The sequence below is a fragment of the Streptomyces sp. Go-475 genome (assembly GCF_003330845.1).
Lineage (GTDB): Bacteria > Actinomycetota > Actinomycetes > Streptomycetales > Streptomycetaceae > Streptomyces.
The window spans coordinates 5,586,060-5,610,502 of the sequence record NZ_CP026121.1 but is presented as its reverse complement, the minus strand read 5'-3'; the positions used below and the strand labels follow the sequence as shown (position 1 = coordinate 5,610,502).

At 72.9% G+C, this 24,443-nt stretch carries 18 protein-coding genes; 1 reads left to right on the top strand and 17 read right to left on the bottom strand.

Translation table 11 applies throughout. From position 1 onward, the window contains the following. The 11 genes from C1703_RS25955 to C1703_RS25905 all read right to left on the bottom strand — a co-directional run bounded on the left by C1703_RS25955 (position 1) and on the right by C1703_RS25905 (position 16,101). Positions 1–2,637 (bottom strand): SpoIIE family protein phosphatase, encoded by a 2,637-nt coding sequence (locus tag C1703_RS25955; RefSeq protein WP_232840594.1) that lies wholly within the window; start codon positions 2,635–2,637, stop codon positions 1–3. A gap of 252 nt (positions 2,638–2,889) precedes the next feature. Further along, a complete protein-coding gene (locus tag C1703_RS25950) occupies positions 2,890–3,297 on the bottom strand; it encodes an ATP-binding protein (protein ID WP_114255116.1) in 408 nt (135 codons plus the stop codon). A 159-nt stretch (positions 3,298–3,456) separates the two neighbouring features. Beyond that, entirely contained in the window at positions 3,457–3,888 is a 432-nt protein-coding gene (locus C1703_RS25945) for a (deoxy)nucleoside triphosphate pyrophosphohydrolase (protein WP_114255115.1), read from the bottom strand. A 720-nt stretch (positions 3,889–4,608) separates the two neighbouring features. Beyond that, the gene (locus C1703_RS25940) at positions 4,609–4,806 is read right to left on the bottom strand and encodes an SPOR domain-containing protein (protein WP_114255114.1); all 198 of its coding nucleotides are present in this window, start codon (positions 4,804–4,806) and stop codon (positions 4,609–4,611) included. A gap of 341 nt (positions 4,807–5,147) precedes the next feature. After that, positions 5,148–5,900 carry a GntR family transcriptional regulator gene (locus C1703_RS25935; protein ID WP_114255113.1) on the bottom strand — a complete coding sequence of 251 codons (753 nt, stop codon included), beginning with the start codon at positions 5,898–5,900 and terminating at the stop codon, positions 5,148–5,150. Between the two features lie 147 nt (positions 5,901–6,047). Beyond that, complete coding sequence (locus C1703_RS25930; RefSeq protein ID WP_114255112.1) at positions 6,048–7,196, bottom strand: DUF4190 domain-containing protein; 1,149 nt, start codon at positions 7,194–7,196, stop codon at positions 6,048–6,050. Positions 7,197–7,363: 167 nt separating this feature from the next. Further along, positions 7,364–8,734, bottom strand: a complete 1,371-nt coding sequence (locus C1703_RS25925; protein ID WP_114255111.1) for a CHAT domain-containing protein — start codon at positions 8,732–8,734, stop codon at positions 7,364–7,366. A 3-nt stretch (positions 8,735–8,737) separates the two neighbouring features. Then, positions 8,738–9,037 carry a hypothetical protein gene (locus tag C1703_RS25920; RefSeq protein WP_157993165.1) on the bottom strand — a complete coding sequence of 100 codons (300 nt, stop codon included), beginning with the start codon at positions 9,035–9,037 and terminating at the stop codon, positions 8,738–8,740. Beyond that, entirely contained in the window at positions 9,010–13,311 is a 4,302-nt protein-coding gene (locus C1703_RS25915; protein ID WP_114255109.1) for an AAA family ATPase, read from the bottom strand. The genes C1703_RS25920 and C1703_RS25915 overlap by 28 nt, the downstream gene beginning before the upstream one ends. Positions 13,312–13,511: 200 nt before the next feature. Beyond that, positions 13,512–15,089, bottom strand: coding sequence for a S8 family peptidase (locus C1703_RS25910; RefSeq protein WP_114255108.1), 1,578 nt, complete (start codon positions 15,087–15,089; stop codon positions 13,512–13,514). A 181-nt stretch (positions 15,090–15,270) separates the two neighbouring features. Then, complete coding sequence (locus C1703_RS25905) at positions 15,271–16,101, bottom strand: oxidoreductase (protein WP_114255107.1); 831 nt, start codon at positions 16,099–16,101, stop codon at positions 15,271–15,273. 92 nt (positions 16,102–16,193) lie between these two features. On the opposite strand from C1703_RS25905, the gene C1703_RS25900 reads away from it, so the two are divergent. After that, entirely contained in the window at positions 16,194–17,099 is a 906-nt protein-coding gene (locus C1703_RS25900) for a LysR family transcriptional regulator (protein ID WP_114257592.1), read from the top strand. A 156-nt stretch (positions 17,100–17,255) separates the two neighbouring features. Here the strand turns inward: C1703_RS25900 and C1703_RS25895 are convergent, their stop codons facing one another. The 6 genes from C1703_RS25895 to C1703_RS25870 form a co-directional block, all read right to left on the bottom strand. Next, on the bottom strand, positions 17,256–19,541 hold the full coding sequence (locus tag C1703_RS25895) for an excinuclease ABC subunit UvrA (protein ID WP_114255106.1): 2,286 nt from the start codon (positions 19,539–19,541) through the stop codon (positions 17,256–17,258). A gap of 53 nt (positions 19,542–19,594) precedes the next feature. Then, positions 19,595–20,077 (bottom strand): glutathione peroxidase, encoded by a 483-nt coding sequence (locus tag C1703_RS25890; RefSeq protein WP_114257591.1) that lies wholly within the window; start codon positions 20,075–20,077, stop codon positions 19,595–19,597. Between the two features lie 158 nt (positions 20,078–20,235). Further along, positions 20,236–21,066: an ABC transporter permease gene (locus C1703_RS25885; RefSeq protein WP_114255105.1), complete on the bottom strand. Its 831-nt coding sequence runs from the start codon at positions 21,064–21,066 to the stop codon at positions 20,236–20,238. Beyond that, positions 21,063–22,052: an ATP-binding cassette domain-containing protein gene (locus tag C1703_RS25880; protein WP_114255104.1), complete on the bottom strand. Its 990-nt coding sequence runs from the start codon at positions 22,050–22,052 to the stop codon at positions 21,063–21,065. The genes C1703_RS25885 and C1703_RS25880 overlap by 4 nt, the downstream gene beginning before the upstream one ends. Positions 22,053–22,127: 75 nt before the next feature. Beyond that, on the bottom strand, positions 22,128–23,111 hold the full coding sequence (rfbB, locus tag C1703_RS25875) for a dTDP-glucose 4,6-dehydratase (RefSeq protein WP_114255103.1): 984 nt from the start codon (positions 23,109–23,111) through the stop codon (positions 22,128–22,130). A 21-nt stretch (positions 23,112–23,132) separates the two neighbouring features. After that, positions 23,133–24,413, bottom strand: coding sequence for an activator-dependent family glycosyltransferase (locus C1703_RS25870; RefSeq protein WP_114255102.1), 1,281 nt, complete (start codon positions 24,411–24,413; stop codon positions 23,133–23,135). Positions 24,414–24,443: the final 30 nt, after the last annotated feature.

The window sequence follows — 24,443 nt, the reverse complement described above, 5'->3', positions numbered from 1 at the left end:
CTAGAACAAGCTCAACAGCGCCTCCGCCGGATCCGGCAGGCCGGTTCCACCGTCCGGGAGGGGGAGTTCGAACCAGACCGTCTTGCCGCGCGGCGTGCGGCGGGAGCCCCAGGCCGCGCTGAGGAGGCCGACGAGCTGGAGGCCGCGGCCGCCCTCGTCCGTGTCGCGGGCCCGGCGGCGGCGCGGCTGGACCAGGCCGGAGTCCCAGACCTCGCAGACCAGGGTGCGGTCGAGGAGGAGGCGGAGGCGGATCTCGCCCTCGCCGTAGCGCAGGGCGTTGGTGACCAGTTCGCTGACCAGGAGTTCGGTGGTGTCGACCAAGGGCTCCAGGTCCCAGCTGAGGAGCTGGGCGCGGGCGTACTCTCGGGCCCGGCCCACACTGCGCGGCTCGCGCGGCAGGGTCCAGTCGCCGACGGACTCGGTGGGCAGGCCCTGTACACGTGCCATCAGCAACGCGATGTCGTCCTCGCCGTGATGGGTGTCCAGGGTGTTGAGGACGTGGTCGCAGACGTCCTCCAGGGGCTGGGTGGGGTCGGCGAGCGCGCTGACGAAGGCCTGGAGGCCCTCGTCGAGGGGGTGGTCGCGGCTTTCGACCAGTCCATCCGTGTAGAGCGCGAGCAGGGCGCCCTCGGGCAGTTCGACCTCGACCTCCTCGAAGGGCTCACCGCCGACGCCGAGCGGCATGCCCGGCGGCACGTCGAGCATCAGGGCCTGTTCGCCGGGTTCGACGAGGACGGGGGGCAGGTGGCCCGCGTTGGCGAAGGTGCAGCGCCGGGTGACCGAGTCGTAGACCGCGTACACGCAGGTGGCCAGGTAGACCTCCGAGAGGTCGGCCTCCCGGGGGCGGCGGGCCGCCCTGGTCGCCTGCTGGACGCCCCCGGGGGCGCCGAGGCCGCGGGCGATCTCGTCCAGCTGGGAGAGCACTTCGGCCGGTTCCAGGTCGAGCTGGGCCAGCGTCCGGACCGCCGTGCGGAGTTCGCCCATGGCGACGGCGGCGCGCAGGCCGCGGCCCATGACGTCGCCGACGACCAGCGCCGTGCGGTGTCCGGGGAGTTCGATGACGTCGAACCAGTCGCCGCCGACCTCGCTGGGCCGGCCGGTGTTGGCGTTGCCGGGCAGGTAGCGGCAGGCGATGTCGAGGCCGGAGGCCTCCGGGTCGCCGGGCGGCAGTAGGGACCGTTGCAGTATCAACGCGCGTTCGTGCTCGCGCCGGTAGAGGCGGGCGTTGTCGATGCAGACCGCGGCGCGGGCCGCCAGCTCCACGGCGAGGTCGCGGTCCCGGTCGCCGAACGGTTCACTGCCCTTCGTCCGGGCGAACTGGACCAGGCCCACGACCGTGTCGTGGGCGACCATCGGCACGGCCAGCGTGGACTGCACCAGGCCGCCGTCCTCGCCCGGGACCGTCTGCGGGCGGGCCGTGCGCAGGGCGTCCGCGCAGGGCGAGTTGAACGGGTAGTGGTGGACGGCGCCGACCGCGACGGGCACGCCGGTACCGGCGAAGGGCGCGTCGGAGACGGCGCTGGCGAAGGCCACGCGGCGCAGCTCGGCGCTGCCGTCGGCGAGCCCGGGCGGAGTCTCGTCGCCGACCAGCAGACCCTGATAGAGGTCGACGGTGGCCAGGTCGCAGAAGCCGGGGACGACGACGTCGAGGAGCTGACGGGCCGTGGTCTCCAGGTCGAGGGAGTTGCCGATGCGGGCGCCGGCCTCGTTCAGCAGGGCGAGGTTGCGCCGGGCGGCGGCGGCCTCGCGGGCGGCGGCGCGGCGGGCGGTGATGTCGATGCCGAGCCAGGCGACGCCGATGGGGCGGCCCGAACCGCTGTGCACGCGGTAGAGGTTGACGGACCAGTGGCGGCGCTCGTCGGAGCCCGGCACGAAGCCCGTGACGTGCATGTCGGTGATGGAGCTGCCGGTTTCCAGCACCCGGCGCAGCGTGGCGGCGACCCGCTCGGCCTCGCCGCGCTGGAGGTAGTCGTGGACGCCCTTGCCGCGGTGGTCGTCGGGCGCGCCGCCGAAGATGGACGCGAACCGGTGGTTGACGCGGCGGACCCGCAGATCGGGGTCGATCAGCAGGAAACCGAACGGGGATTGACCGAAAATGGCCTGCGAGGCGGCGAGATCGGTCTCGATGCTGCGCAGGGTGCGCACGTCGACGACGATGCAGACGGCGGCCTTCTCGCCGTCCTCGGTGCGCGTCGGCATGACGTACACCTCGGCGAGCCCCTCGTGGCCGCACTCCCCCTCGACGCCCTTCGGCATCCGGAAGGGCACCACGCCGGTCCACTCGCGGCCGTCGAGGATCTCCGCCATCTTGCGCATGCCCCGCTCGTGATGGCGCGGGTCGATGAAGGTCTCGATGGGGTCCATGCCGACGGCGCGTTCGGCGGGGATGCCGAAGAGGTGCTCGGCGCGCAGGCTCCACTGGTCGACGAGCCCGTCGGGGCCGATGGAGAAGGAGGCGACCTTGATGTAGTCGTAGATGGATCCCGGGGGACTGCTCTGCCACATGGCGTCCCCGGGCTGCACCCCGTCGGCCGCGAGCGCGCCTCCCACCGCGGAGGCCAGGCCGTCCGCGGCCCTCGCCCTCGCGCCGTCCGACGGGTCCTCGGACTCCGTGGCCTTCGCTGGTATCTCGCTCACGCGAACCGTCCCCTCCAGCTCACCGCGTCCGGCACCGGTCACCGGGGGCGGCTGCCCGCAGTATCCAGCACTACGGTGCCGCACAACACGGTGTTCACGATCACAGCACGGTCCCGATGGTTTTCGGTCCGGACCGTGAGAACACTTCCAGTCTTCTAACCAGGGGACACGTCGTCGAATCACGTCCGTCGGCAACCGCCACTGGCCTGAACCAATCGCTCGACAGCGGCAGGACGTACGTACACCGATTTTTCACTCCCGGACGGTGAGTTCGAACCACACCGTCTTGCCCGCGTCGCCGGGCCGGGTGCCCCAGCGGCGGGCGGAGGAGGCCACGAGTTGCAGTCCGCGGCCGCTTTCGTCCTCGGGCCGGGCGGTGCGTTCGCGGGGCGGGTCCGGGAGCGGGTCGGAGACTTCGACCCGCAGGACGCCGTCCAGGCCGGCGGGGCGGACCAGGCGGACGCCGATGGGGCCCGTGGCGTGCCGCAGCGCGTTGGTGACCAACTCGCTGACCAGTAGCGCCGCGAGGTCGGCGAGACGGTCGAGGTCCCAGCCGCGGAGTTGGCCGCGGACGGCCTGGCGGGCGGTGCGTACGGCGCCCGGGTCGGCGGGAAAGGTCCATTCGGCGCGGTCGCCTTCGGTGTCGATCACGCCGATCACTTCCCAGCAGCGGGCCCACCCATGTCCGGTTTCATGGGGTTAATGGGCACATACCCGATATCCAGGGCGGAGTACCGCGCGGCGCGGCGCGCGGTGGCACAAACGGCGTACGGGACGCGCGTACCGCAGTCGCCTCGCTCCGCACGCCCCCGGCCGGCCTCAGGCGCCGGGCACTTCCCCCGCGTCGGCGCCGAGGCTTCCCAGGTGCGCGAGGGTCTGCCGCACGGCCGGCACGTCCTGGTCGAGCCAGTCCACGTCCCAGATCTCGCCGGGGCCGAGCCAGCGCAGGTCGTCGTGGTCCTCCAGGGCCTCGGGGGCCGGGGAGCCCGGCCGCAGCCGCGCGGTCCACACGTGCAGCACGTACGGCGGCTTCAGGGGCCACTCCCCCGGGACGCGCCCGCCCGCCTCGGCGTCGACGCCCAGTTCCTCGCGCAACTCCCGCACGAGCGCCGCTTCGGCCGTCTCGCCCGGCTCGACCTTGCCGCCGGGCAACTCCCAGCGCCCGGCCAGCTCGACGGGCGCGCTGCGCCGGGCGGCCAGCAGCCGCCCGCCGTCGACCAGCGCGGCCCCTACGACGATCCGCTCACTCATGCGGGGAGCCTACGGGAGGCCGGGCGAACACCTGACGCGGTCCGCGAGCACGTGACGTGGCCCGCGAACGCCAGACGCGGCCCGCGGGCACGTGATGCGGTCCGGCAACACGTGATGCGGTCGGCGAACGCCTGATGCCGTCCGCGGGCACGTGATGCGGTCCGGCAACACGTGATGCGGTCCGCGAACGCCAGACGCGGTCCGCGGGCACGTGATGCGGTCCGGCAACCCGTGATGGGGTCCGCGAACGCCTGATGCCGTCCGCCAGCACGTGATGCGGTCCGGCAACCCGTGATGGGGTCCGCGAACGCCTGATGCCGTCCGCCAGCACGTGATGCGGTCCGGCAACCCGTGACGGGGTCCGCGAACGCCTGATGCCGTCCGCCAGCACGTGATGCGGTCCGGCAACCCGTGACGGGGTCCGCGAACGCCTGATGCCGTCCGCCAGCACGTGATGCGGTCCGGCAACCCGTGATGCGGTCCGCGAACGCCTGATGCCGTCCGCCAGCACGTGATGCGGTCCGGCAACCCGTGACGGGGTCCGCGAACGCCTGATGCCGTCCGCGGGCACAACCGGCCCGTGGGCGCGACGCCCGTTCGCCGGCGCGATGCCGGTCCGTGGGCACAACCGGTCCGTGGGCGCGACGCCCGTTCGGCGGCGCGATGGTGGTCCGTGGGCATGACTCGGTTCGTGGGCCCGCCCCCGCGCACCCGTGGGTGTCAGTCGTGCGTCGCCGTGGCCGGGCCGTTCTGGCCGAGTCGTTCGACCCAGTACAGCTGCTTGTGGCCGCGGCCGTCGAGGCTGTCCGCGATCTTCTGGGCCTCGGCCCGGGTCGCGTACCGGCCCACGCGGTACCGGTTGCCGTTGTCGTCCTCTCGTATCACGAGCCAGGGAAGAGTGACCGTGCTGTCGTTCATCGCGCCCCTCCACTTCCCACCCGCGGCCTGTGCCGTGCCCCACCCGATAAGGAAACCGCAATGCGCATATGCCTGAGCCTACGCCTAACCTTCACGCAGCGAATACGGGATTTCACAAAGAGGTACGCAACCAGCCAGAACGCAGGGGGCGCACGCCCAAAAACGCGCCGTCCGCGCACCCCGACGCATCCGGTCGGGGGCATACCGCATACACCGACGGCGACCTGCGCGAACACGGGTCGAGGAGAGAGCGCGGTCCGCCCCGGCCACCGGCAGCGGGCAGGGCGAGTGTGTGAGCGGGGCGCGCGGGGGGCGCGCCGCGAGACGGATGTGAGCGTTCGCTACTTGACCGGAAGGTGGTAGGCGACCCGGTACCGATCGGCCGGGATGACCACGTCGGCCGTCTCGACGGGACGGCCCGAGGCGTAGAACGTGCGCTGGATGACCAGGACCACATGGCCCGGGACACCGCCCAGGACGAGCAGTTCCTCGGCGAGGCCGGGGCGGGCGCCGACCTCCTCCGTGACGTTGTCCACGATGACGTCGATGGCGCGCATGCGCTCGACGACGCCCATGCCGCCGAGCGGGCCCTCCTCGGGCAGCATCACGGGCGTACGGCCCGTGACGGCGAGCGGCTCCCAGGACGTGGAGAGCATCATCGCCTCGCCGCTCTCGCGGTAGAGGTACTTCGTGCACATCACCCGGTCGCCCGGGTCGATGCCCAGCCGCTCGGCGACCGCGACACTCGCCTCGGACTGCTCACTGCTGGACTCCCAGGTGCCGCGCCCCTCGCCGTCGGCCTGCTCCTGCCGGAACGGCGTCGCCCCGCCGGTCGGGCGGTAGCCGGAGCGGGAGATGCGCCGGGGCACGGGCCGCTCGCGCACATACGTCCCCGAGCCGGAGCGGCCCTCGACCAGGCCCTCCGCCATGAGCACCTTGCGGGCCTCCAGGGCGACGGTGTCCGAGACGCCGTACTCCTGGCGGATTCTGGCCTGCGAGGGGAGGCGGGTGTGCGGTGGCAGCTGACCGTCGACGATCTTCTTGCGGAGATCACCCGCGACACGCAAGTACGCCGGCTGCTCACCGAATGTCACTGGCCGCTCCCATCAGGTTGTACAGACAGCAACAGCGTGGCAACCGTAGGTTGTGCCGTGCAAGCAAAGGCCAGAGAATCACTCGATGTGATGACATGGTGGCCCTGAGGGCTTTACGCAGGCACTTTCTCCCCGCTATGGGCGCCGTCACACCTCGGCTTCGGAGCTGCCGCTGTCGTCCTCCTCGTACGCCGGCGGGGTCGTGGCCAGTCCGAGGGCCTTGCGCGCCGTGACGGTCGCCGGGCCGTCGACGAACGTGTAGGCCTTGTCGTAGTGCGCGTAGTAGGTGTCCGCGTCGGTGGCCTCGCTCGCCTTCGCCCACTGTGCCCGGGCCTTCTCCAGGTCCTCGACCAGGGCGGCGACGGGCCCGCGGGCGTCGGACGGCCAGGAGTGGCCGCGCAGGGCCTCGATGTTCTCGCCGAGCACGTCGTGCACCTGGGTGGCCCAGGCGCGGTGGGCGGCGAGGTCGTCATCGGCGGTGTCCTCGGGCTCCTCGTACAGGGCCGTGTCGAGGGCGTTGGCCGTGGAGAGGAAGACGGCCTGGTCGGTGTCGAGGGTCGTGCGGTCGCCGCGCAGCGATCCGGTCAGCTTGGCCTTGGCGTCGGTGTGGCCGAAGACGCAGGTGATCACGCGGTCGCCGTAGCGCCAGCTGTCCCGGGACGGCATGAGGTAGTACACGTCGACGTCGGCGGGCATCGCCCAGGTGTCCATGGCGTACTGGTCCTGCAGCGCGTAGCACTTCTCGTCGGCGATGTCGGTGATCTCGGCGTCGCCCGGGAAGGCACCGCCCGGCAGCGTGACGGAGGCGAAGACCTCGCCGTCGTGCCTGCCTTCGCAGGGCACCCGGTCGACGTCGTAGGTGTCGCCCTCCAGGCCGTCGGGCGCGTCGAAGCAGTCGCCCTTCTCCAGCGACAGGCTCTCGTTGCCCTGCGTGCTGTCCTTGAGGCCCTCCCAGGCATCGGACGCGGCGCCCGTGGCCAGGACCGCCGTCCACAGCGCGATCCCGACGGACGACAGCGCGGCCCCGGCGATCGCCATGCCCCGGCCGCTCTGCCCGGACCGCCTGATCTGCCGCAGCGCGATCAGGCCCAGGACGAGCCCCGCGGCGGGCAGGAAGCAGAGCACGCCGAGCACCAGGGCGGCGACGGCGAGCGCGTTGACGGAGACCGGGGTGCCGTACGGGCGGCCCGCTGGGCCGTACGGGCCGTAACCCTGCGGTCCCTGGGTCCAGTTCGCCGGCGGCGGGCCGTACGGGTCCTGGGGCGGCTGGTTCCCGGGGGGCGGGGGTATCGACACGGGTACGGTGCTCCTGGCTGGGGCGGTGGGCGGGGCGCGTGGGGAGCCGTCGTACGGCTGGCCGCATCGTAAGCGGCGGAGGGACGGGGGCGGAACACACGGCAGGCCGGGCGAGGCCCGTGCGGGCAGGTGTTCTCGGCGGCAGGGCCGCGGACAGGGAGCGTCCGTCACCTGGCCGGGGACGCGGACGGGCCGGGTGGGACGCTCGGGGACGCGACGGCCTGGGACGGTATGGCCGCCGCCGGGCGGGCGGAGCCGTCCTCGGGCGTCGCGAGCAGCGGTCTCGTGGTCGACGGCCGGGTCTCCAGACGGCTGTCGATGCCGCAGTGCAGCGAGTAGGCCAGCGCGAGCGGGTTGCGCAGGTCGTCGAGGAAGTGGCGGACCAGCCGGTGGCAGATCTCGCCCGCGGTCTCGTTCCCGTACAGGTACCGCTCGATGAACGCGTGCGCGTACTCGGCCGCGAAGACCTGCGGGATCTCGATCTGCGGGCCCAGCACCCCGTCCGCGCCGTTCTCGATGAACGCGTTCCCGAGGTACTCCAGCTCGGCCGTGGCCGCCGCCTCGCCCGCGTGGCACGCGTTGAGCAGCACGAAGGGGCGGAAGAAGGCCCCGGGCGAGTCGCGGCACTCCTCGCGGTAGCGGTGCACCGCGTCCGCGTCGATGAGCCTGCCGTCGGAGAGCCGGATCCCGACCGAGCGGTGGGCGCCGCGCTCGACGAACATGCCGTGGCACCAGAAGTACATGAGGTCCTCGTCGAAGTGCGGGCTGCGCAGCGACTTGAAGAGTTCCTCGGCGGTGGTGCGGACGGTCACGTCGGACGCCACCCGCAGCAGGTCGTACACGGCGTCGGAACGGCCGACGCCGTCGAGGGTGGTGTCGGTGTTGAGGCTCGTGGCGGGGGTGGAGCGGGTGGCGGGCGGTGCCTGGTACGGGGCGTAGGGGGCGCCGGTCTGCTCGATCTGGTGCCGGTGGCCCAGGAAGGAGGGCGGCGCGCCGGAGCCGTCGGGGCGGACGGCCAGCATCGGCCAGGGCAGGTACAGCTCGGAGTCGAAGCTGACGCGCAGGCCCTCGCGTCCCAACTCGCCGAGCAGGAAGGCCCGGAAGGGCTCCAGTTCGTTCCCCGCGCCCGCGAGGACCTTGTCCAGCACCCGCTTGCCCTGCACGGCCAGTTCTTCGAGCAGCGGGTCGACGGTGTCACGGTGCGGTCGCAGGTCGCAGGCGTCGGCGAAGGTGTACGGCCCGCGCGGCATGCCGTGGGCGTCGACCGGCCGGTGGTGGACGACGTTCTCCGACCAGAACTGCCGCAGCCGGTCGGCCTCGGCCCGGATGGCGGAGGCCGAGGTGTGGAGCCAGGCGCGGTGGACACGGGTGCGGGGCGCGCGCCGGCCGCTCGGGTAGGCGTGGATCAGCACCCTGTCGTCGGTGCAGACGCTGAGCGTGACCGTCAGGTCCAGCGGCCGGTGGCCGTGGTCGGCGGGCCAGCGGGTGTACTCCCCCGAGGGGTCGTGGACGATGTCGGCGTGCAGCTCGACGGCCATGGGTCACGACCTTCCGAGGGGTTCCGGGGCCGGGTCGGGGACCGGCAGGGTGGTCTCCAGGACTTGCAGTGCCCTGCCGTAGTCCGGGTCGTACACCGTGAACCGCAGGCGGTGTTCGCCCGGGTCCCGGGCGGTGAAGACGAACCGGGCGGGCTCGGCGTCCGTCACGCAGTCGACCGCGGAGGGCTCCAGGGTCGCGGCGGACCGGGTGGTGGCGATCACCAGGACGTTCTCCGGCGGGCCTGGCGGGGGTGCCTCGGCCGGGTCGACGGTGGTCAGCCGGAACTCGATCGTGGTGGGCACGCCGACCCGCACCACGTCGTCCACCAGGACCAGCCGGGGGCGACGGCGGGGCCGGCCGGGGGGTGTGGGGGCGGCTGGACGGCCGCGGCCGGAGGGGTCCTTGGCTGCCGAGGGTGGGGGGACAGAGGCGGACGGCGGCGGGGGGACAGGGACAGGGGCAGCCGGCGGCGTGATGTCCGGGGCGCTTGGGGAGGGGGGAGGTGGGGCGACCGGGGCCGAGGGGGCCGGGTCGGGTGAGGGGGCGGGAGCCGGGTCTTGTGAGGCAGCGGGGACCGGGGCCGAGGGGGCCGGGTCGGGTGAGGGGGAGCCGGGTCTTGTGAGGCAGCGGGGACCGGGGCTTGTGATGCAGAGGGAACCGGATCTTGTGAGGCAGCAGGGACCGGGGCTTGTGATGCAGAGGGAACCGGATCTTGTGAGGCAGCAGGGACCGGGGCTTGTGATGCAGAGGGGGCCGGATCTTGTGAGGCAGAGGGGGCCGGGCGCGCTGGTGCCGAGGGATCCGGGTGGCTCGGTGTCGCGGGAGCGGGGGCTGCCGGGGAGTCGGGCAGCGCCGGGGAGTCGGACGCCGGCGAAGCGTCGGACGCCGGCCGGGGCGCGGTCGACGGCGACGACCCGGGCAAAGGCGGAGGGGTGGGCGCCGTCCAAGGCCCGGAGACCGGCGACGGCCCGGGCACCGGCAACGGCCCGGACAACGGCGAAGGCCCGGGCGCTGCCCAAGGCCCGGAGACCTGCCAGGGCCCGGACATCGGCAGAGGCCCGGCCGACGGCGAAAGCCCGGGCACGGGCAAAGGACCGCTCGACGCCGAGGGACCGGACACCGACGCAGTACCAGTCGACGGCGCAGCCCCAGACACCGACGAACGGCCAGACACCGGCTCGGACTCAGACACCGGCGCAGAGTCAGACACCGGCGAAGGTCCGGACACCCGCGAAGGACCGGACACCCGCGAAGGACCGGACACCGGTGAAGGGTCAGGCGGATCCAGGGCGTTGGCGGCGACGGGATGGGGGCCTCGGAAGCACTCGGCGACCTGGATGGCGAGGTCGAGGTAGGCGCGGCGGGTTTCGGGGTGGAGGTGGGTCAGGTCGAGGGCGGCGCCGGTGGCGAGGTGTGCGTCGAAGGGCACGCGGACGACGCCCCGGCAGCGCTGGGCGAAGTGCTCGACGATGCGGTCCGTCCGGACCAGGGAGGACCCGGCGTGCACCCCGGAGAGCACGACCAGCGCACTGCGGGCCAGTTCGGCGTGGCCGTGGGCGGAGAGCCAGTCCAGGGTCACGGAGGCGAGCTCCGCGCCGTCGACACTCGCGGTGGCGACGACGACCACCTGGTCGGCGAGGGCCAGGACGCCCCGCACGGCCTCGTGCAGCAGACCGGTGCCGGAGTCGGTGACGATGATCGGGTAGGCGCGGCTCAGCGCGTCCACGAGGCGCTGGTACTGCTGGATGCCGAACGGCGCGGACAGCCCCGGGGCGACGTCCTGCGCGAGGACCTCCAGGCCCTCCGGGCCACGGGCGGTGAAGGCGCGGACGTCCTCGGGGTCCTGGAGTTCCGGCAGCGCGGCGAGCAGGTCGAGGACGGTCGAGCCGCTCTCCCGGCCCACCCGGTGGCCGAGCGTGCCGCCCTCCGGGGACGCGTCCACAGCGATGACCGGGTCGTCGCGCAGGCCCGCCAGCGTGGCGCCCAGCGCGGCCGCCGTGGTGGTCTTGCCCGTGCCGCCCTTGAGGCTGATCACCGCGATGCGGTGGCAGCCGGCCAGGGGCGCGCGCAGCACGTCCGCCCCGGACCGCCGCCCCCGGGTCTCCGCTCCGCGCCTGGTCAGCCGCAGGCGCAGCCGCCGGGCCCACGACGGTTCGAGCAGCAGCCGCTCGGCGGAGAGGGCGGGCACCGCGCCCGGCCCGGCTGCGTCCGGGCCGGGCGCGGTGGAGTGCGCGGGCGGTGCCCAGAACCCCGGGTCCGGCGGCTCCGGGTGCGCCGGCTCGCGCACCGGGCTCATCGGGGTCCGGGCGGCGGCCGCCGCGTCGGCCGCGCGGTTGCGCCACTCGGTCAGCCGGTCGCGGGTGTCGAGCACGGCCGGGTCGTTCACGCCGAAGACCCGGCCCATGTCGTCGAGGAGTTCGGCGTAGGCGGCCGCCGCGCCCGCCGCGTCACCCGCCGTGCCGCGCCAGAGCGCGATGTTGTGGCGGGTGAGGAGCGTGTCGCGGTGATCGGGCCCGAGCACGCGCAGCCGGTCGGCCAGCAGGTCGGTGTAGGCCGCCGCCGCGCGCGCCGGGTCGCCCGCGACGCCCTGCCAGAGCGCCAGGTTGTCCCGGACGGTGAACACGTCGGGATGGTCGGGGCCGAGGACCCGGACGAGGTCGTCGAGGAGTTCGCGGTAGGCCGTCACGGCTCCGGGCGCGTCCTGGGAGGCGCCGCGCACCCGGGCGCGATGGCCGCGGGCGGCGAGGGTGTCGGGATGGTCCGGGCCGAAGCGGTGGTGCAGGGCGGCGTGCAGCCACTCCCAGCGCACCCGGGCCGCGCGGACCATCCCGGCGGCGATGAGGTTCCGGCCGGCCTGGAACAGCACGGGGTGGCACTGCGGCTGCCAGAGGGCCTCGCGCGCGTGCCCGGCCAGGACGTCGGTGCAGGACCGTAACGCCCGGCACAGCGGGGAGCGGGGCGCGCCCGACGCCGTACGCCACACCGCGCGCAACGCGTCGGCCGCGCTCAGGGCGAGCGCGTCCCGGTCCTCGGCCGGCGGCGCCGCGCGGACGGTGCTCTGCAGCAGGGTGCTCAGCCGTACCGTCGGGTGCTCCGCGTCGCCGCCGCGTTCGACCAGCCGCAGGCGGTGCAGCACGTCGAGGGCGGTCAGGGCGTCGAGGGCGGTCGGGGCGTCCGGGGAGGCGGTCTGCGGGGCGTCGCCGTGCGACGGGGTCCGGCGGCGTGCGAGGTGCTGGAGGGCGGGTGCGCTGGTGAGGACGGCGACGGGCACGCCGTGCGGGTCGAGCACGGCGGCCAGTTCGAGCAGGGGGCGGGCGAGGCCGGCCGCGTGCCGGTCGGCCGTCCCGATGGACAGCCACCAGCAGGCCGTGACCAGGTCGGGGCCCGGTCCGCCACCGGCTGCGGCGCGGGCCGCGTCCGCGCTGCTCGGGGCCGGCTCTTGCCGTACCTCGCGAAGGGCCGTGCGGTAGGCGGCGCAACTCCGGCCCGTGAAGGCCAGGTCGGCGGCCGCCGTGGACAGCGCCAGCGGGTGCTGCCGGAGGTCGGCCGCCAGGGCGGCGATGTGCGCGGGGTCGTCCGTCCGTCCGAGTTCGGCGAGTTCACGCGTCAACTGCTCGGCCGCGGCCCTCTCGTCCCACGGCCCGAGGTCCAGGCGGCTGCTGCCGGCCGGCAGGGACCCGGCGTGGCCGGTGGTGACCAGGACGCGGCCGTTGGGGCGTTCCGGCGGCCACAGGTGGTGCAGTTCGGCGGTGCCGGGCAGCCCGTCGAGCACCACGAGCCAGCGCCGGTCGGTCCAGCTCAGCCAGGAACGGAACGCCTCCGCGGCATGCTCGGGCTGGGCGCTGCCGTGCCCGGTGACGGCCTCGGCCGCCTCGGCGTAGCCGCAGACGACCGCGTCCTCACTGGTGGCGGTCATCCACACGACGAGATCGGCCGCCCCGTCCCGCAGCACGCGACGGGCCAGGTGCGCGGCGAGCCGCGTCTTGCCCACCCCGGGGGGCCCGACGAGGGCCCAGGTGGGCGAGGGCCCGTCCCACAGGCCGTCCGGCAGGCCCGCGTCGGGCCGGTCGCGGAACGGCCCCGCCGCGGTGGGGAGTTTCCCGACGAGCACGGGGGCGCGGACCGTGCCGTCGGGGCCGGGCGCCTCGGTTGAAGAGGGCGGAGAGGGCGGCGGGCAGGACGGAGCCGGTGACGGCGGCACGGGCGCGGCCGGTGCCGCCGGCGACAGCCCGGGCCGCGCGGCGAGGGCGTACCGGCCCTGCCCGAGCAGGGTCAACTCCTGGAGTTCCGTGAGGAGTTCCGTACGCTCGCTGTCCGCCGCCCCGTCCAGCAGTACCTCGAACCGCGTCTGCCAGGCGGACTCCAGGCGGATGCGCAGCCGTTCGTCGTGCCCCTCCAGCAAGGCGGTCATGTCGCGGTCCAGGCGCGCCAGATGCGTCCGGACGTCACCCGGGGTGCCCCGGCTCAGCAACCGGGCCGCCGCGGCGCGCACGGCGGGCCATGCCCCGGTGCCGACGGCTTCGGTCACGGCCGTGCCGGCCGCCGCGGTCACGGACAGGGAGGCGTCGTCCAGCATTCAGCGCATCCCGTCCTTCGCGCGTCTCCCTCTGCTCATTCCGCACCCATAGAAGCACAACCACCCCGTAGTGGACCCGGATGCGCGAGAACCCCCGGGGAGACGAACTCGCCCTCGGGGCGGGCCGGGTCGGGGACCCGGAGCCTGCCGCGAGGGCGAGGGACGCCTGACTGCCGGTCGTTGTCAGGAGGAGTTCAAGCTCAGAACTGGAGGGCCCAGGCGTCGATCCGCCCGGTGTCCATGCGGGCGTTGTCGCTCACCCGGAGCTTCCATGTGCCGTTCGCGGTCTCCGAGGAGGCGTTCACGGTGTAGGTGGTGTCGATGTTGTCGGCGCTGCCGCCGGTGCCGTACGACTTCAGCGTGTACGCCGTGCCGTCGGGGGCGATCAGCTGGACCTGGAGGTCGCCGATGTAGGTGTGGACGATGTGCACCTCGACGGCCAGGGCCGACGGGGCGTTGCCGGAGACGCCGGAGACGGTCACCGGCGACTCGGCGGTCGCGTTGTCGGCGATGGCCTGGTCGGTGGTGTTCTCGAAGCGCGGGCCGGGCGGGGTGGTGGTACCGCCGCCGACGTTCAGGAGCCGGTTGGGCGATCCGGTGCCGGGGCTGGTGACGACGCCGGTGGTGGCGGCGGAGGTCAGTGCGGAGGAGACCTGCGCGGGGGTGGCCGCGGGGTTGTCCGCCAGGTACAGCGCGGCGGCGCCGGCGACGTGCGGGCTCGCCATCGACGTGCCGGAGATGGTGTTGGTCGCCGAGTCGCCCGTGCTCCAGGCCGAGGTGATGGACGAACCGGGCGCGAACAGGTCGAGGACGGAGCCGTAGTTGGAGTAGCTCGCCTTCGCGTCGCCCGAGGTCGTCGCGCCGACCGTGACGGCTTCGGTGACGCGGGCCGGGGACCGGGTGGAGGCGTTGGTGGACTCGTTGCCGGCCGCGACGACGAAGGTGACGCCGGAGGTGACGGCGTTGCGGACGGCCGTGTCGATGGCCGTGTCGCCGGGGCCGCCGAGGGACATGTTGGCGACGGCGGGCTTGACCGCGTTGCGGGCGACCCAGTCGATGCCGGCGACGACCTGGGCGGTGGTGCCCTGGCCGGAGTTGTTCAGCACGCGGACGCCGACGACCTTGGCCTTCTTGGCGACGCCGTAGGCGCTGCCGGCGACCGTGCCGGCGACGTGCGTGCCGTGGCCGTGGCCGTCCTGGGCGGTGTTGTCGTTGTCGACGGCGTCGTAGCCGTAGGAGGCGCGGCCGCCGAAGTCGCCGTGCGTGATGCGGACGCCGGTGTCGATGACGTATGCCGTGACGCCCTCGCCCGCCGCGTCCGGGTAGGTGTAGGAGCTGTTCAGCGGCAGGTTCTTCTGGTCGATGCGGTCCAGGCCCCAGGAGGGCGGGCCGGGCTGCGTCGCGGTGATGGAGAACGTCCGGTTCTGCACGACGGAGGCGATGCCCGGGTCGGCGGCGAGACGTTTCGCCTCGGACGCGGAGGCCTCGACCTCGTAGCCGTTGAGGGCCTTGGTGTACGTGCGCTCGATGGCGGCGCCGTACTTGTGCGCGAGGGCGCGGCCCGCGGCGGAGCCGGCCTTCTCGGTCTTCAGGGTGACGATGTAGCTGTCGGCGACGGCGTTCGCGGCGCCTTGGTACTGGACGCGCCCTTCGGCGGCCGGGGCCGCGCCGGCGGGGAGGGCGGAGACGAGGCTCGCGACGAGCGCCGCGGTGGCCGTCGCGCCGAGCGCGGCCAGTCTTCGCCGGGTGGGTCTGTGGGGAGTACGCATCACTGCCATCTGAGGGGTCCTCCTCGATCGGTGGTGCGCTGTGGGGTGTGGTGCACGCCCGTCGGAGCACCCTTGAGTCATGGTCATGTCAATCAAGGGGTGACTCCTGTGCGTCAGCCGAAAGATTGAGGCCTCCACAGGAATTGCACAAGGGCCCTGCACGGACGAGCAGGGCCCTCGCCGGGTGGCGTCAGTCGTCGAACGCCGTGTTCCGGCTGCGCTTCTCCCACGCCAGGACCTCGTCCCGCACCTGGTCGAGGTGGCCGAGGACCGCGCTGACGCCGTCGTCGCCCAGGGGCAGCCGCAGCGGTGTGGGGTCGGCCTCCAGCGCGGCCAGGATGAGGGCCGCGGCCTTGGCCGGGTCGCCGGGCTGGGTGCCGTCGCCGCCCGCGACGAGGCCGCGGGTCTCGCGCACCTTGGCGTACACGCCGCTGTCCTGGCTGGCGCCGGCCCGCCCGGTCTCGAACAGGCCGGTGCGGAAGGCGCCCGGCTCGACGATCAGCACCTTGACACCGAACTCGGCGACCTCGTCCGCGAGCCCCTCGGACAGGCCCTCCAGGGCGAACTTCGTGGCGCTGTACGCCGAGAAGCCCGCGAAGGACAGCTGCCCGCCCATGCTGCTCAGCTGCACGATCGCGCCCGAGCGCCGCTCGCGCATGTGCGGCAGCACGGCTCTGGTGAGGGCGGCCGGGCCGAAGACATGCACCTCGAACAGCGCCCGCAGCTCCTCCTCGGTGGTCTCCTCGAACGCCCCGACGTGCGTCCGGCCCGCGTTGTTGACCAGGACGTCGATCCGCCCGTGCCGCGCCACGACGTCCCGTACGGCGGCCTCGGCGGCGCCCGTGTCGGTGACGTCCAGGCGCAGCGCCTCGACCCGGTCGGGGTGGGCGGCGACCAGGTCGTCCAGCGCCTCGGGGCGCCGGGCCGCGCCCACCACGACATCGCCGGCGGCGAGGGCGGCCTCGGCGATCGCCCGCCCGAAACCGCTGCTCGCGCCCGTGATCAGCCAGACCTTGTTCATGACCGCTCCTCGTCTCGTCTTCTCCCTTGCGCCAACCACCCTTCCCCTTCGGCCGGTTGCCCGTCCAAGACCTTTGGTGATAGCCGATGGTCATGACGATGGACGTTCATGTGCGGGACCTGCGCTACTTCGTCGCGGTGGCCGAGGAACTGCACTTCACCCGCGCCGCCGAGCGGCTGTACGTCTCCCAGCCCGCGCTGAGCAAGCAGATCCGGGCTCTGGAGCGGCAGTTGGGCGTCGAGCTGTTCCGGCGCGACCGGCACGGCGTTGCCCTCACCGACGCCGGTACGGCACTGCTGCCGCACGCGCGCGGGGTGCTGGGCGCGTGGGAGGGGGGCGCGGCCGCGATGGACTCCGTCCGGGCCGCGCGGCGCGACACGCTGGTCGTGGGCATGAGCACCAGCCCGGTCCGCGGGGGACTGCTGCCCGCGATCCGCTCCCGCTTCACGGCGGCGCAGCCGGAGACCGCCCTCCGGCTGCGGCAGGTCAACTGGGAGGACCCGACCACCGGTCTCGCCGACGGCACCGCGGACGTCGCGTTCGTCTGGCTCCCGCTGCCCGGCCAGGACCGCTACGCCTGGACGGTCGTCGCCGAGGAACCGCTCATGGTCGCCCTGCCGGACACGCACCCCCTCGCCGACCGCACCGAGATCGACTTCCTGGACCTGCTCGACGAGCCGTTCCTCGCCCTGCCCGAGAGCACGGGCCCGCTGCGCGACCACTGGCTCGCCCTGGACGCCCGCGACGGCCGCCCGCCCCGGATCGGCGCCGAGATCGCGAGCACGGAGGAGACGTACGAGGCCCTGACCGCGGGCCTCGGGGTGTGCCTCGTGGCCGCGGGCAACGTCCCCCTGCTCACCCTGGGCGGCGTGACGGCCCGCCCGGTGCGCGGCGTCACTCCCAGCCGCTACGTCCTGGCCTGGCGCCGCGAGGACGGCCGGCGGCCCCTGGTACGGGCGTACGCGGAGGCGTGCCGGCGGGTGACGGGAGGGGTGTAGCCGGCCGCGCGGGCAGGGGGCGGTGGCACGCGGCGGCGGTGTCCGGGCCGGGCTGGCTTCGGCCTGCGCCGGTTCGAACGCCGAGCGGCGCGCGACGGCGGCGGACAGCCGGACGGCCCGTTCGGGCCGGTCCCGCCGTCCGCCGCGTGAGGCGCCCTACTGTGCCAGGTAGAGGCTCAGGTGCTGCCCGGTGTGGGAGTGCGTGGCCTGTGCCAGTTCGGCCGGGGTGCCGGTGAAGACGATCTCGCCGCCGGTGTTGCCGCCCTCGGGGCCGAGGTCGATGACCCAGTCGGCCTGGGAGATCACGGCCAGGTCGTGCTCGATGACGATGACGGTGTTGCCCCGCTCGACGATCCGGTCGAGCAGGCCGACGAGGTTGTCGATGTCGGACAGGTGGAGGCCGGTGGTCGGCTCGTCGAGGATGTAGACGGTGCCCGAGCCAGAGAGCCGGTCGGCGAGCTTGAGCCGCTGGCGCTCACCGCCGGACAGGGTGGCCAGCGACTGGCCGAGGCCGAGGTAGCCGATGCCGGTCTCGACGAGGGCGTTGGCCTTGGCCCGCAGCGGTCCCGAGAGGAAGAACTCCCCCGCCTCCTCGGCGGACATCTCCAGGACGTCCGCGATGTTCTTGCCGCGCACCCGGTGCTGGAGCACCGACTCCTTGAAGCGGCGGCCCTCGCAGACCTCGCAGTGCGTGGTGACCGGGTCCATGTAGGCGACCTCGGTGATGAGCAGGCCGCGCCCCTCGCACTCCTCGCAGGCGCCCTTGGAGTTGAAGCTGAAGAGGCTGGCGTCCTCGCCGCTGGCCTTGGCGAAGAGCTTGCGGATCGGGTCCATCAGCTTGAGGTAGCTCGCCGGGGTGGACCGCGAGGAGCGCGGGATGGGCGACTGGTCGACGAAGACGGCCCCCGGGTACTGGGCGCGGAAGGCGTGGGCGATCAGGGAGCTCTTGCCCGCGCCGGCCACTCCGGTGACGGCGGTCAGGACACCGGTGGGGATCTCGGTGGAGACGTTCTTCAGGTTGTTCGCCGTCGCGTTCACGATCGGCAGGGTCCGGCCCCACGGGCGGGGGTTCTCCTTGATCCCGCCGGTGCGCCGCAGCCCCTGCCCGGTCAGCGTGTCCGCGACGCGCAGTTCCTCGTAGGAGCCCTCGAAGACGATGGTGCCGCCGTGCACGCCCGCCCGCGGGCCGATCTCGACGACGTGGTCGGCGACGGCCATGACGTCCGGGTCGTGCTCCACGACGAGAACCGTGTTGCCCTTGTCGCGCAGCGCGCGCAGCAGGTCGTTGAGGCGGCTGACGTCGCGGGGGTGCAGGCCCACGCTGGGTTCGTCGAAGATGTAGGTCAGCCCGGTCAGTTCGCTGCCGAGGTGGTTGACGAGCTTGAGCCGCTGGCCCTCGCCGCCGGAGAGCGTGGAGGTGGAGCGGTCCAGGGTGAGGTAGCCGAGGCCGATGGCCTGGATCTGCTCCAGGGTCTCGATGATGGTGGTGACGAGCGGTGTGTCGAGCCGCTCCCGGAGCGTGGCGACGACCCCGATGAGGTCGCTGACCTGCATCTGGGACCAGTCGGCGATGTTGTGGCCGTCGATGCGGGTGGCGAGCGCCTTCTGGTTGAGCCGGGCGCCCTCGCAGGTGGGGCAGACGCCCTCGGTGAAGAACTCGGCCGCCTTGTCGCGCGCGGCCTTGCTCATGCCGCCCGTGTCCCGCTTCAGATGGCGGCGGACGAAGCTGTCGACCAGGCCCTCGTAGCGCAGGGACAGCACGTTGCCGTTGGGGTAGGTCACCTCGACCGTGCCGTTGCTGCCGTGCAGCAGGGTGTGCATCTCCTCGTCGGTGTAGTCCGCGAGTTTCTTGTCGGCGTCCAGGCGCTCGTAGTTGGCGTAGAACTGCCAGTTCGCGCTGCCGACGGTGTAGCCGGGCAGGAGGATGGCGCCCTCGGCGATCGACTTCCCGCGGTCGATCATCAGCTCGGGGCTGGCGCGCCGGGCGCGGCCGAGGCCCTCGCACTCGGGGCACATGCCCTTGGGGTCGTTGAAGGAGTAGAGCCAGGTCTGGCCGAGGCCGTCGTTGCCGTGGTTGGCGAAGAGCACGCGCATCACGGTGTAGACGTCGGTGACCGTGCCGACGGTGGAGCGGGCGTTGCCGCCGAGGGGCCGCTGGTCGACGACGACCGGGGTGGTCAGCCTGGTGACCGCGTCGACGTGCGGCCGTTCGAACTTGGGCAGGTCGTGCCGGATGTTCCAGGGGAAGGTGGCGTTGAGCTGCCGCTGGGCCTCCACGGCGACGGTGTCGAAGACCAGGGAGGACTTTCCGGAGCCGGAGACGCCGACGAAGACGGTGATGCGGTTCTTGGGGATGACGAGGGAGACGTCCTTCAGGTTGTTCTCTCGGGCACCGACGACCTGAATGCCCTCGTCGGTTGCGGTAACCGGCGTCTGGTTCACAAATCATCCTCTCTGCGTCGGGTGAGTCGTCGAGGCGGTGTGACGCGTCGAGCTCACCGCACCTGCGCGCGGACGGCGCGCAGGAGTTCGGGGTCCTGCGGTTCGACGGTGGGGCCGAAGCGCCCCACGCATGCGCCGGCGGACGAGACGAGGAACTTCTCGAAGTTCCAGCGCACGTCCCCGGTGTGGCCCTCCGCGTCGGCGAAGGGTGTCAGGGCGGCGTAGAGGGGGTGGCGGTCCGCTCCGTTGACGTCGGTCTTCTCGGTGAGCGGGAAGGAGATCTGCCGGACGGCGCAGAAGTCGGCGATCTCCTCGGGAGTGCCCGGCTCCTGCTCGCCGAACTGGTTGCAGGGCACTCCGATGACGCTGAGCCCGTCCTCGTGGTGGCGGCGGGCGAGCGCCTCCAGTCCGGCGTACTGGCCGGCCAGGGCGCAGCGGGAGGCGACGTTGACGATGAGCAGGGTCCGGCCGCGGTGCCGGGACAGCAGGTCGGGCTTGCCGTTCAGGTCCGCGATGGCGATGTCGAAGACGGTCATGCCGTGCACGCTAGGTTCGTCCGCTCCGGGCGGGCTCGACGTCGCATCGTGGGCTCCTCGCGCTCGGCTCGACGGACCGCCCGCCGGGCGGCGGGCAGGCTGAGGGGGTGTGAGCCGGCCCGGGGGATCAGCCGGCTCACACCCCGGTACAGGGGCCCTTACCTGCTCAGGGCCCGGTACTTGCGGACGGCCAGCGGGAAGAACACCGCGAAGATCGCGAGCGGCCAGACGAAGGACATGAGCATCGCGTGCTCGGCGATCCAGGAGGTGCCGCCCACCCCGGGGTTGCCGAACAGCTCACGGGTGGCGTGGGCGGTGGACGACAGCGGGTTCCACTCGGCGATGGTCGCCAGCCAGCCCGGCATCATCTCCGGGGAGGCGAAGGTGTTGGCGACGATGCCGAGCGGGAACAGCAGGGTGTAGACGGCGGAGGCCGCCTCCGGGGTCTTGATGATCAGACCGAGGTAGATGCCGACCCAGAGCAGGGCGAAGCGCAGCAGGAGCAGGAGCGCGAAGGCGCCGAGCGCCTGCATGAACCCGTCGCTCCAGCTCCATCCGGCGATGACCCCGCAGCCCATGAGGATCATCAGGACGACGGTGCTGTAGAGCATGTTGACGATGCTCTGCCCGATCACCACGGAGGCGGCGGACATGGGCATGGAGCGGAACCGGTCGGTGACGCCCTTGGAGGCGTCGGCGGTGACGCCGGCCATGGTCTCGCCGATGCCGAAGGCCATCGACATGACGAACATGCCGGGCATCAGGAACTCCATGTAGTCCCCGCCGCCCTCGACCTGCATGCCGCTGCCGAAGATGCCGCCGAAGAGCAGCACCATCAGGATCGGGAAGGCGAGGCCGGCCAGGATCTGGGTGGGGTTGCGGGCCCAGTGGGACAGTCCGCGGAGGGTGAGCGTCCAGGAGTCCGCGAGGACCCAGCCCAGTTTGGCCAGCGGGTTCCTGGGCAGTTCGGGCGCGATGATCGCGGTCATGACTGGGCGACCTCCTTGAGGCTCTGCTCGGCGGACGTGGCCGCCCCGTTGCCGGTCAGGTTCAGGAACACCTCGTCGAGTGTGGGCCTGCGCAGGGCGATGTCCTCGGCCTCGATGCCGGCGTCGTCCAGTTCGCGGGCGACGGCGGTGAGGGCGGCGACGCGGTTGTCGACGACGACGCTGACGCGCCGGTTGTCGGCGTCCGTCTCGGGCTCGGCGCGCAGCAGGGCGCCGATGGTGCGGGTGGCGCGGTCGAGGTCGTGGGCGCGGCGGAGGACGACGTCGATCCGGTCGCCGCCGATCTTGTTCTTGAGCTGGTCCGGGGTGCCGGACTCGACGACCCTGCCGTTGTCGATCAGGGCGATGCGGTCGGCCAGCTGGTCGGCCTCCTCGAGGTACTGGGTGGTCAGCAGGACGGTGCGGCCCTCGGCGATCAGGCCGCGGACGGACTCCCAGACGTCGTTGCGGCCCCGCGGGTCGAGCCCGGTGGTGGGCTCGTCGAGGAACAGCACGGAGGGGGCCAGGATGAGGCTGGCGGCGAGGTCGAGCCGCCGGCGCATACCGCCGGAGTACTGCTTGGCCGGCTTGCCGGCGGCCTCGGTCAGGCCGAAGCGCTCCAGCAGTTCGTCGGCCCTGGCCTGGGCGTTGCGTTTGCCGATGTGGTATAAGCGCCCGAACATCACGAGGTTCTGACGGCCGCTCAGGTCCTCGTCCACCGCGGCGTGCTGGCCGAGGAGTCCGATGCTGTAGCGGACCTGGGCCGACTGGGTGGCGACGTCGTAGCCGGCGACCCGGGCTGTTCCCTCGTCGTACTTCAGCAGGGTGGAGAGGATGCGGACCGCGGTGGTCTTTCCGGCGCCGTTCGGGCCGAGAAGGCCGTAGACGACGCCTCGGGGTACCTCCAGGTCGAGTCCCGCGAGGGCCTCCTTGTCGCCGTATTTCTTCTTCAGAGCTTCGGTCTGGATCGCCAGGTCGGCGCCGCCCATGCCCGCCCCTTCTTTCGGGTGCTCAAATTTGGGTACCCGGCGAGCATAGAGGAGGGCGGCCCGGATATTCAAGTTTTAGTACCCCCCGGCGGCGCCTTCCTCCCGGGCGTCCCAGTGGTCACGGTGGGCGGCGTACCACTCGACCGTCTCGCGCAGCCCGTCGTCGAGCGACCAGCGGGGCGCGTAGCCCAGTTCGCGGCGGATCTTCGAGTCGTCCACGGCGTACCGGAAGTCGTGTCCCTTGCGGTCCGCCACCCGCCGCACGAGGTCCCAGTCCCGTCCGCAGAGCGCGAGGAGGCGGCCGGTCATCTCCTTGTTGGTCAGATGGGTGCCGCCGCCGACGTTGTAGACCTCCCCCGGCCGGCCCCGGTCCAGCACCAGCCGCACCGCGTGACAGTGGTCGTCCACGTGCAGCCACTCCCGCAGGTTCGAGCCGTCCCCGTACAGCGGGACCGGCTGCCCGTCGAGGAGCCGGGTGACGAACAGCGGGACCAGCTTCTCGGGGTGCTGGCCGGGGCCGTAGTTGTTCGCGCACCGGGTGATGCGCACGTCCAGGCCGTGGGTGCGCCAGTACGAGCGGGCGATGAGGTCGGCCGACGCCTTCGACGCCGCGTACGGCGAGTTGGGCAGCAGCGGCTCGTCCTCCGTCCAGCGCCCCTCGGCGATGGAACCGTACGTCTCGTCCGTGGAGACCTGGACGAAGACGTCCGTGCCGTGCCGCAGCGCCGCTTCGAGCAGGGCCTGCGTGCCGAGCACGTTGGTGCGGACGAAGGCCTCGGCGCCCTCCACCGAGCGGTCCACGTGCGACTCCGCGGCGAAGTGGACCACCGCCTCGTGGCCCGGGAACACCTTGTCCAGCAGGGGGGTGTCGCAGATGTCGCCGTGCACGAAGGTCAGCCGCGGGTGGTGCGCCGGCAGGTTGTTCAGGGTCCCCGCGTAGGTGAGCTTGTCCAGGACGGTCACCCGGTCGTCCTCGTGCCCGGGGTATCCGCCGCTCAGCAGCGTTCTGACGAAGTGCGAGCCGATGAAGCCGGCCGCACCGGTCACCAGGATGTTCACGCTTCTCCCGTCCTCGTCGCGTCAGCGGGCCGCGGCCACCGGGCGGTGACGAGCCGTCAGTTTCTCGATCGTGGGCACCACTTCGTTGGGGCTCGGCGCCGACAGCATGGCCAGGCGCAGCCGGCGGGCGCCTTCCGTGAACGAGGGGTCGTCCAGCACCCGCACGAGCTTGTCGCGCAGGACCTCCACGGTCAGGCCCTCGGAGTGCAGGTGCAGCCCCGCGCCCAGCTCCTCCACCCGCTGGGCCCGGTAGATCGCGTCCCACATCCAGCCGAGCGCCACCTGCGGCACCCCGTGCGCGGCGGCGGTCGCCCAGGTGCCGGCACCGCCGTGGTGGACGATCGCCGAACACGTGGGCAGCAGCGCCAGCAGCGCCACGTGGTCGACGACCCGCGTGTTGTCCGGCACCCGCGACACCTGGGCGAGTTCCTTCTCGCTCAGCGTCGCCACCACCTCGACGTCCAGGTCGGCCAGCGAGGCGAAGACCTCGTCGACGTCGACGGCGTTGGGGAACTCCGTGTCCCGGATGGTGAGCCCGAGGGTGAGGCAGACCCGGCGGCGCTCCGGCGGCCGGCGCAGCCAGTCGGGCACGACGGCCGGGCCGGGCCCGTTGTACGGCACGTAGCGCGTGGGCACCGTCGGCAGCCCCAGCTCCATCCGCACGCCGGGGGGCATCTGGTCGACCGACCACTGCCCCGTGACCACGTCCGGGTCGAAGGCGGCGCCGTGCCGGTCGAGGGTGTACGCCAGCCACTCCTCCAGCGGGTCGTCGCGCAGTTCCGCGGGCAGTTCCGCCTGCCGCCGGCGCAGTGTCAGGTGGGTGTTCGCGAACAGGTCGGGGAAGGCCAGGAGCCGGGCGTGGGCGGCCCCGGTCGCCTTGGCGGCGACGGCGCCGGCGAAGGTGAAGGGCTCCCAGAGCACCAGGTCCGGCTGCCAGAACCGGGCGTAGTCGACGAGCGCGTCGATCATCGAGTCGTTGTTGATCTGCGCGTAGAAGGTCGCCGTCAGCATCGCGTTCGACGCCCGCAGGAAGTCGAGGCTCAGCCGCTCCGGGCGGTTCTCCAGGTAGTCGCGGTCCAGGTGGTGCATGAGCATCCCGGTGCCGACGGTGGGGATGACGGCGTCCATGCGGTGGTCGTCGCCGACCGGCACGGCCGTCAGACCGGCCCGGGTGATGCTCTCGACCGCGGCCGGCTGGCTGGCCACCCGGACCTCGTGCCCGGCGGTCCTGAGCGCCCAGGCGAGCGGGACGACGCCGTTGAGATGGGCGTCCTGTGCGAAGGCTGTCAGCAGTACACGCACCGAGGTGCTCCTCCCCTGATGATGGTCGGC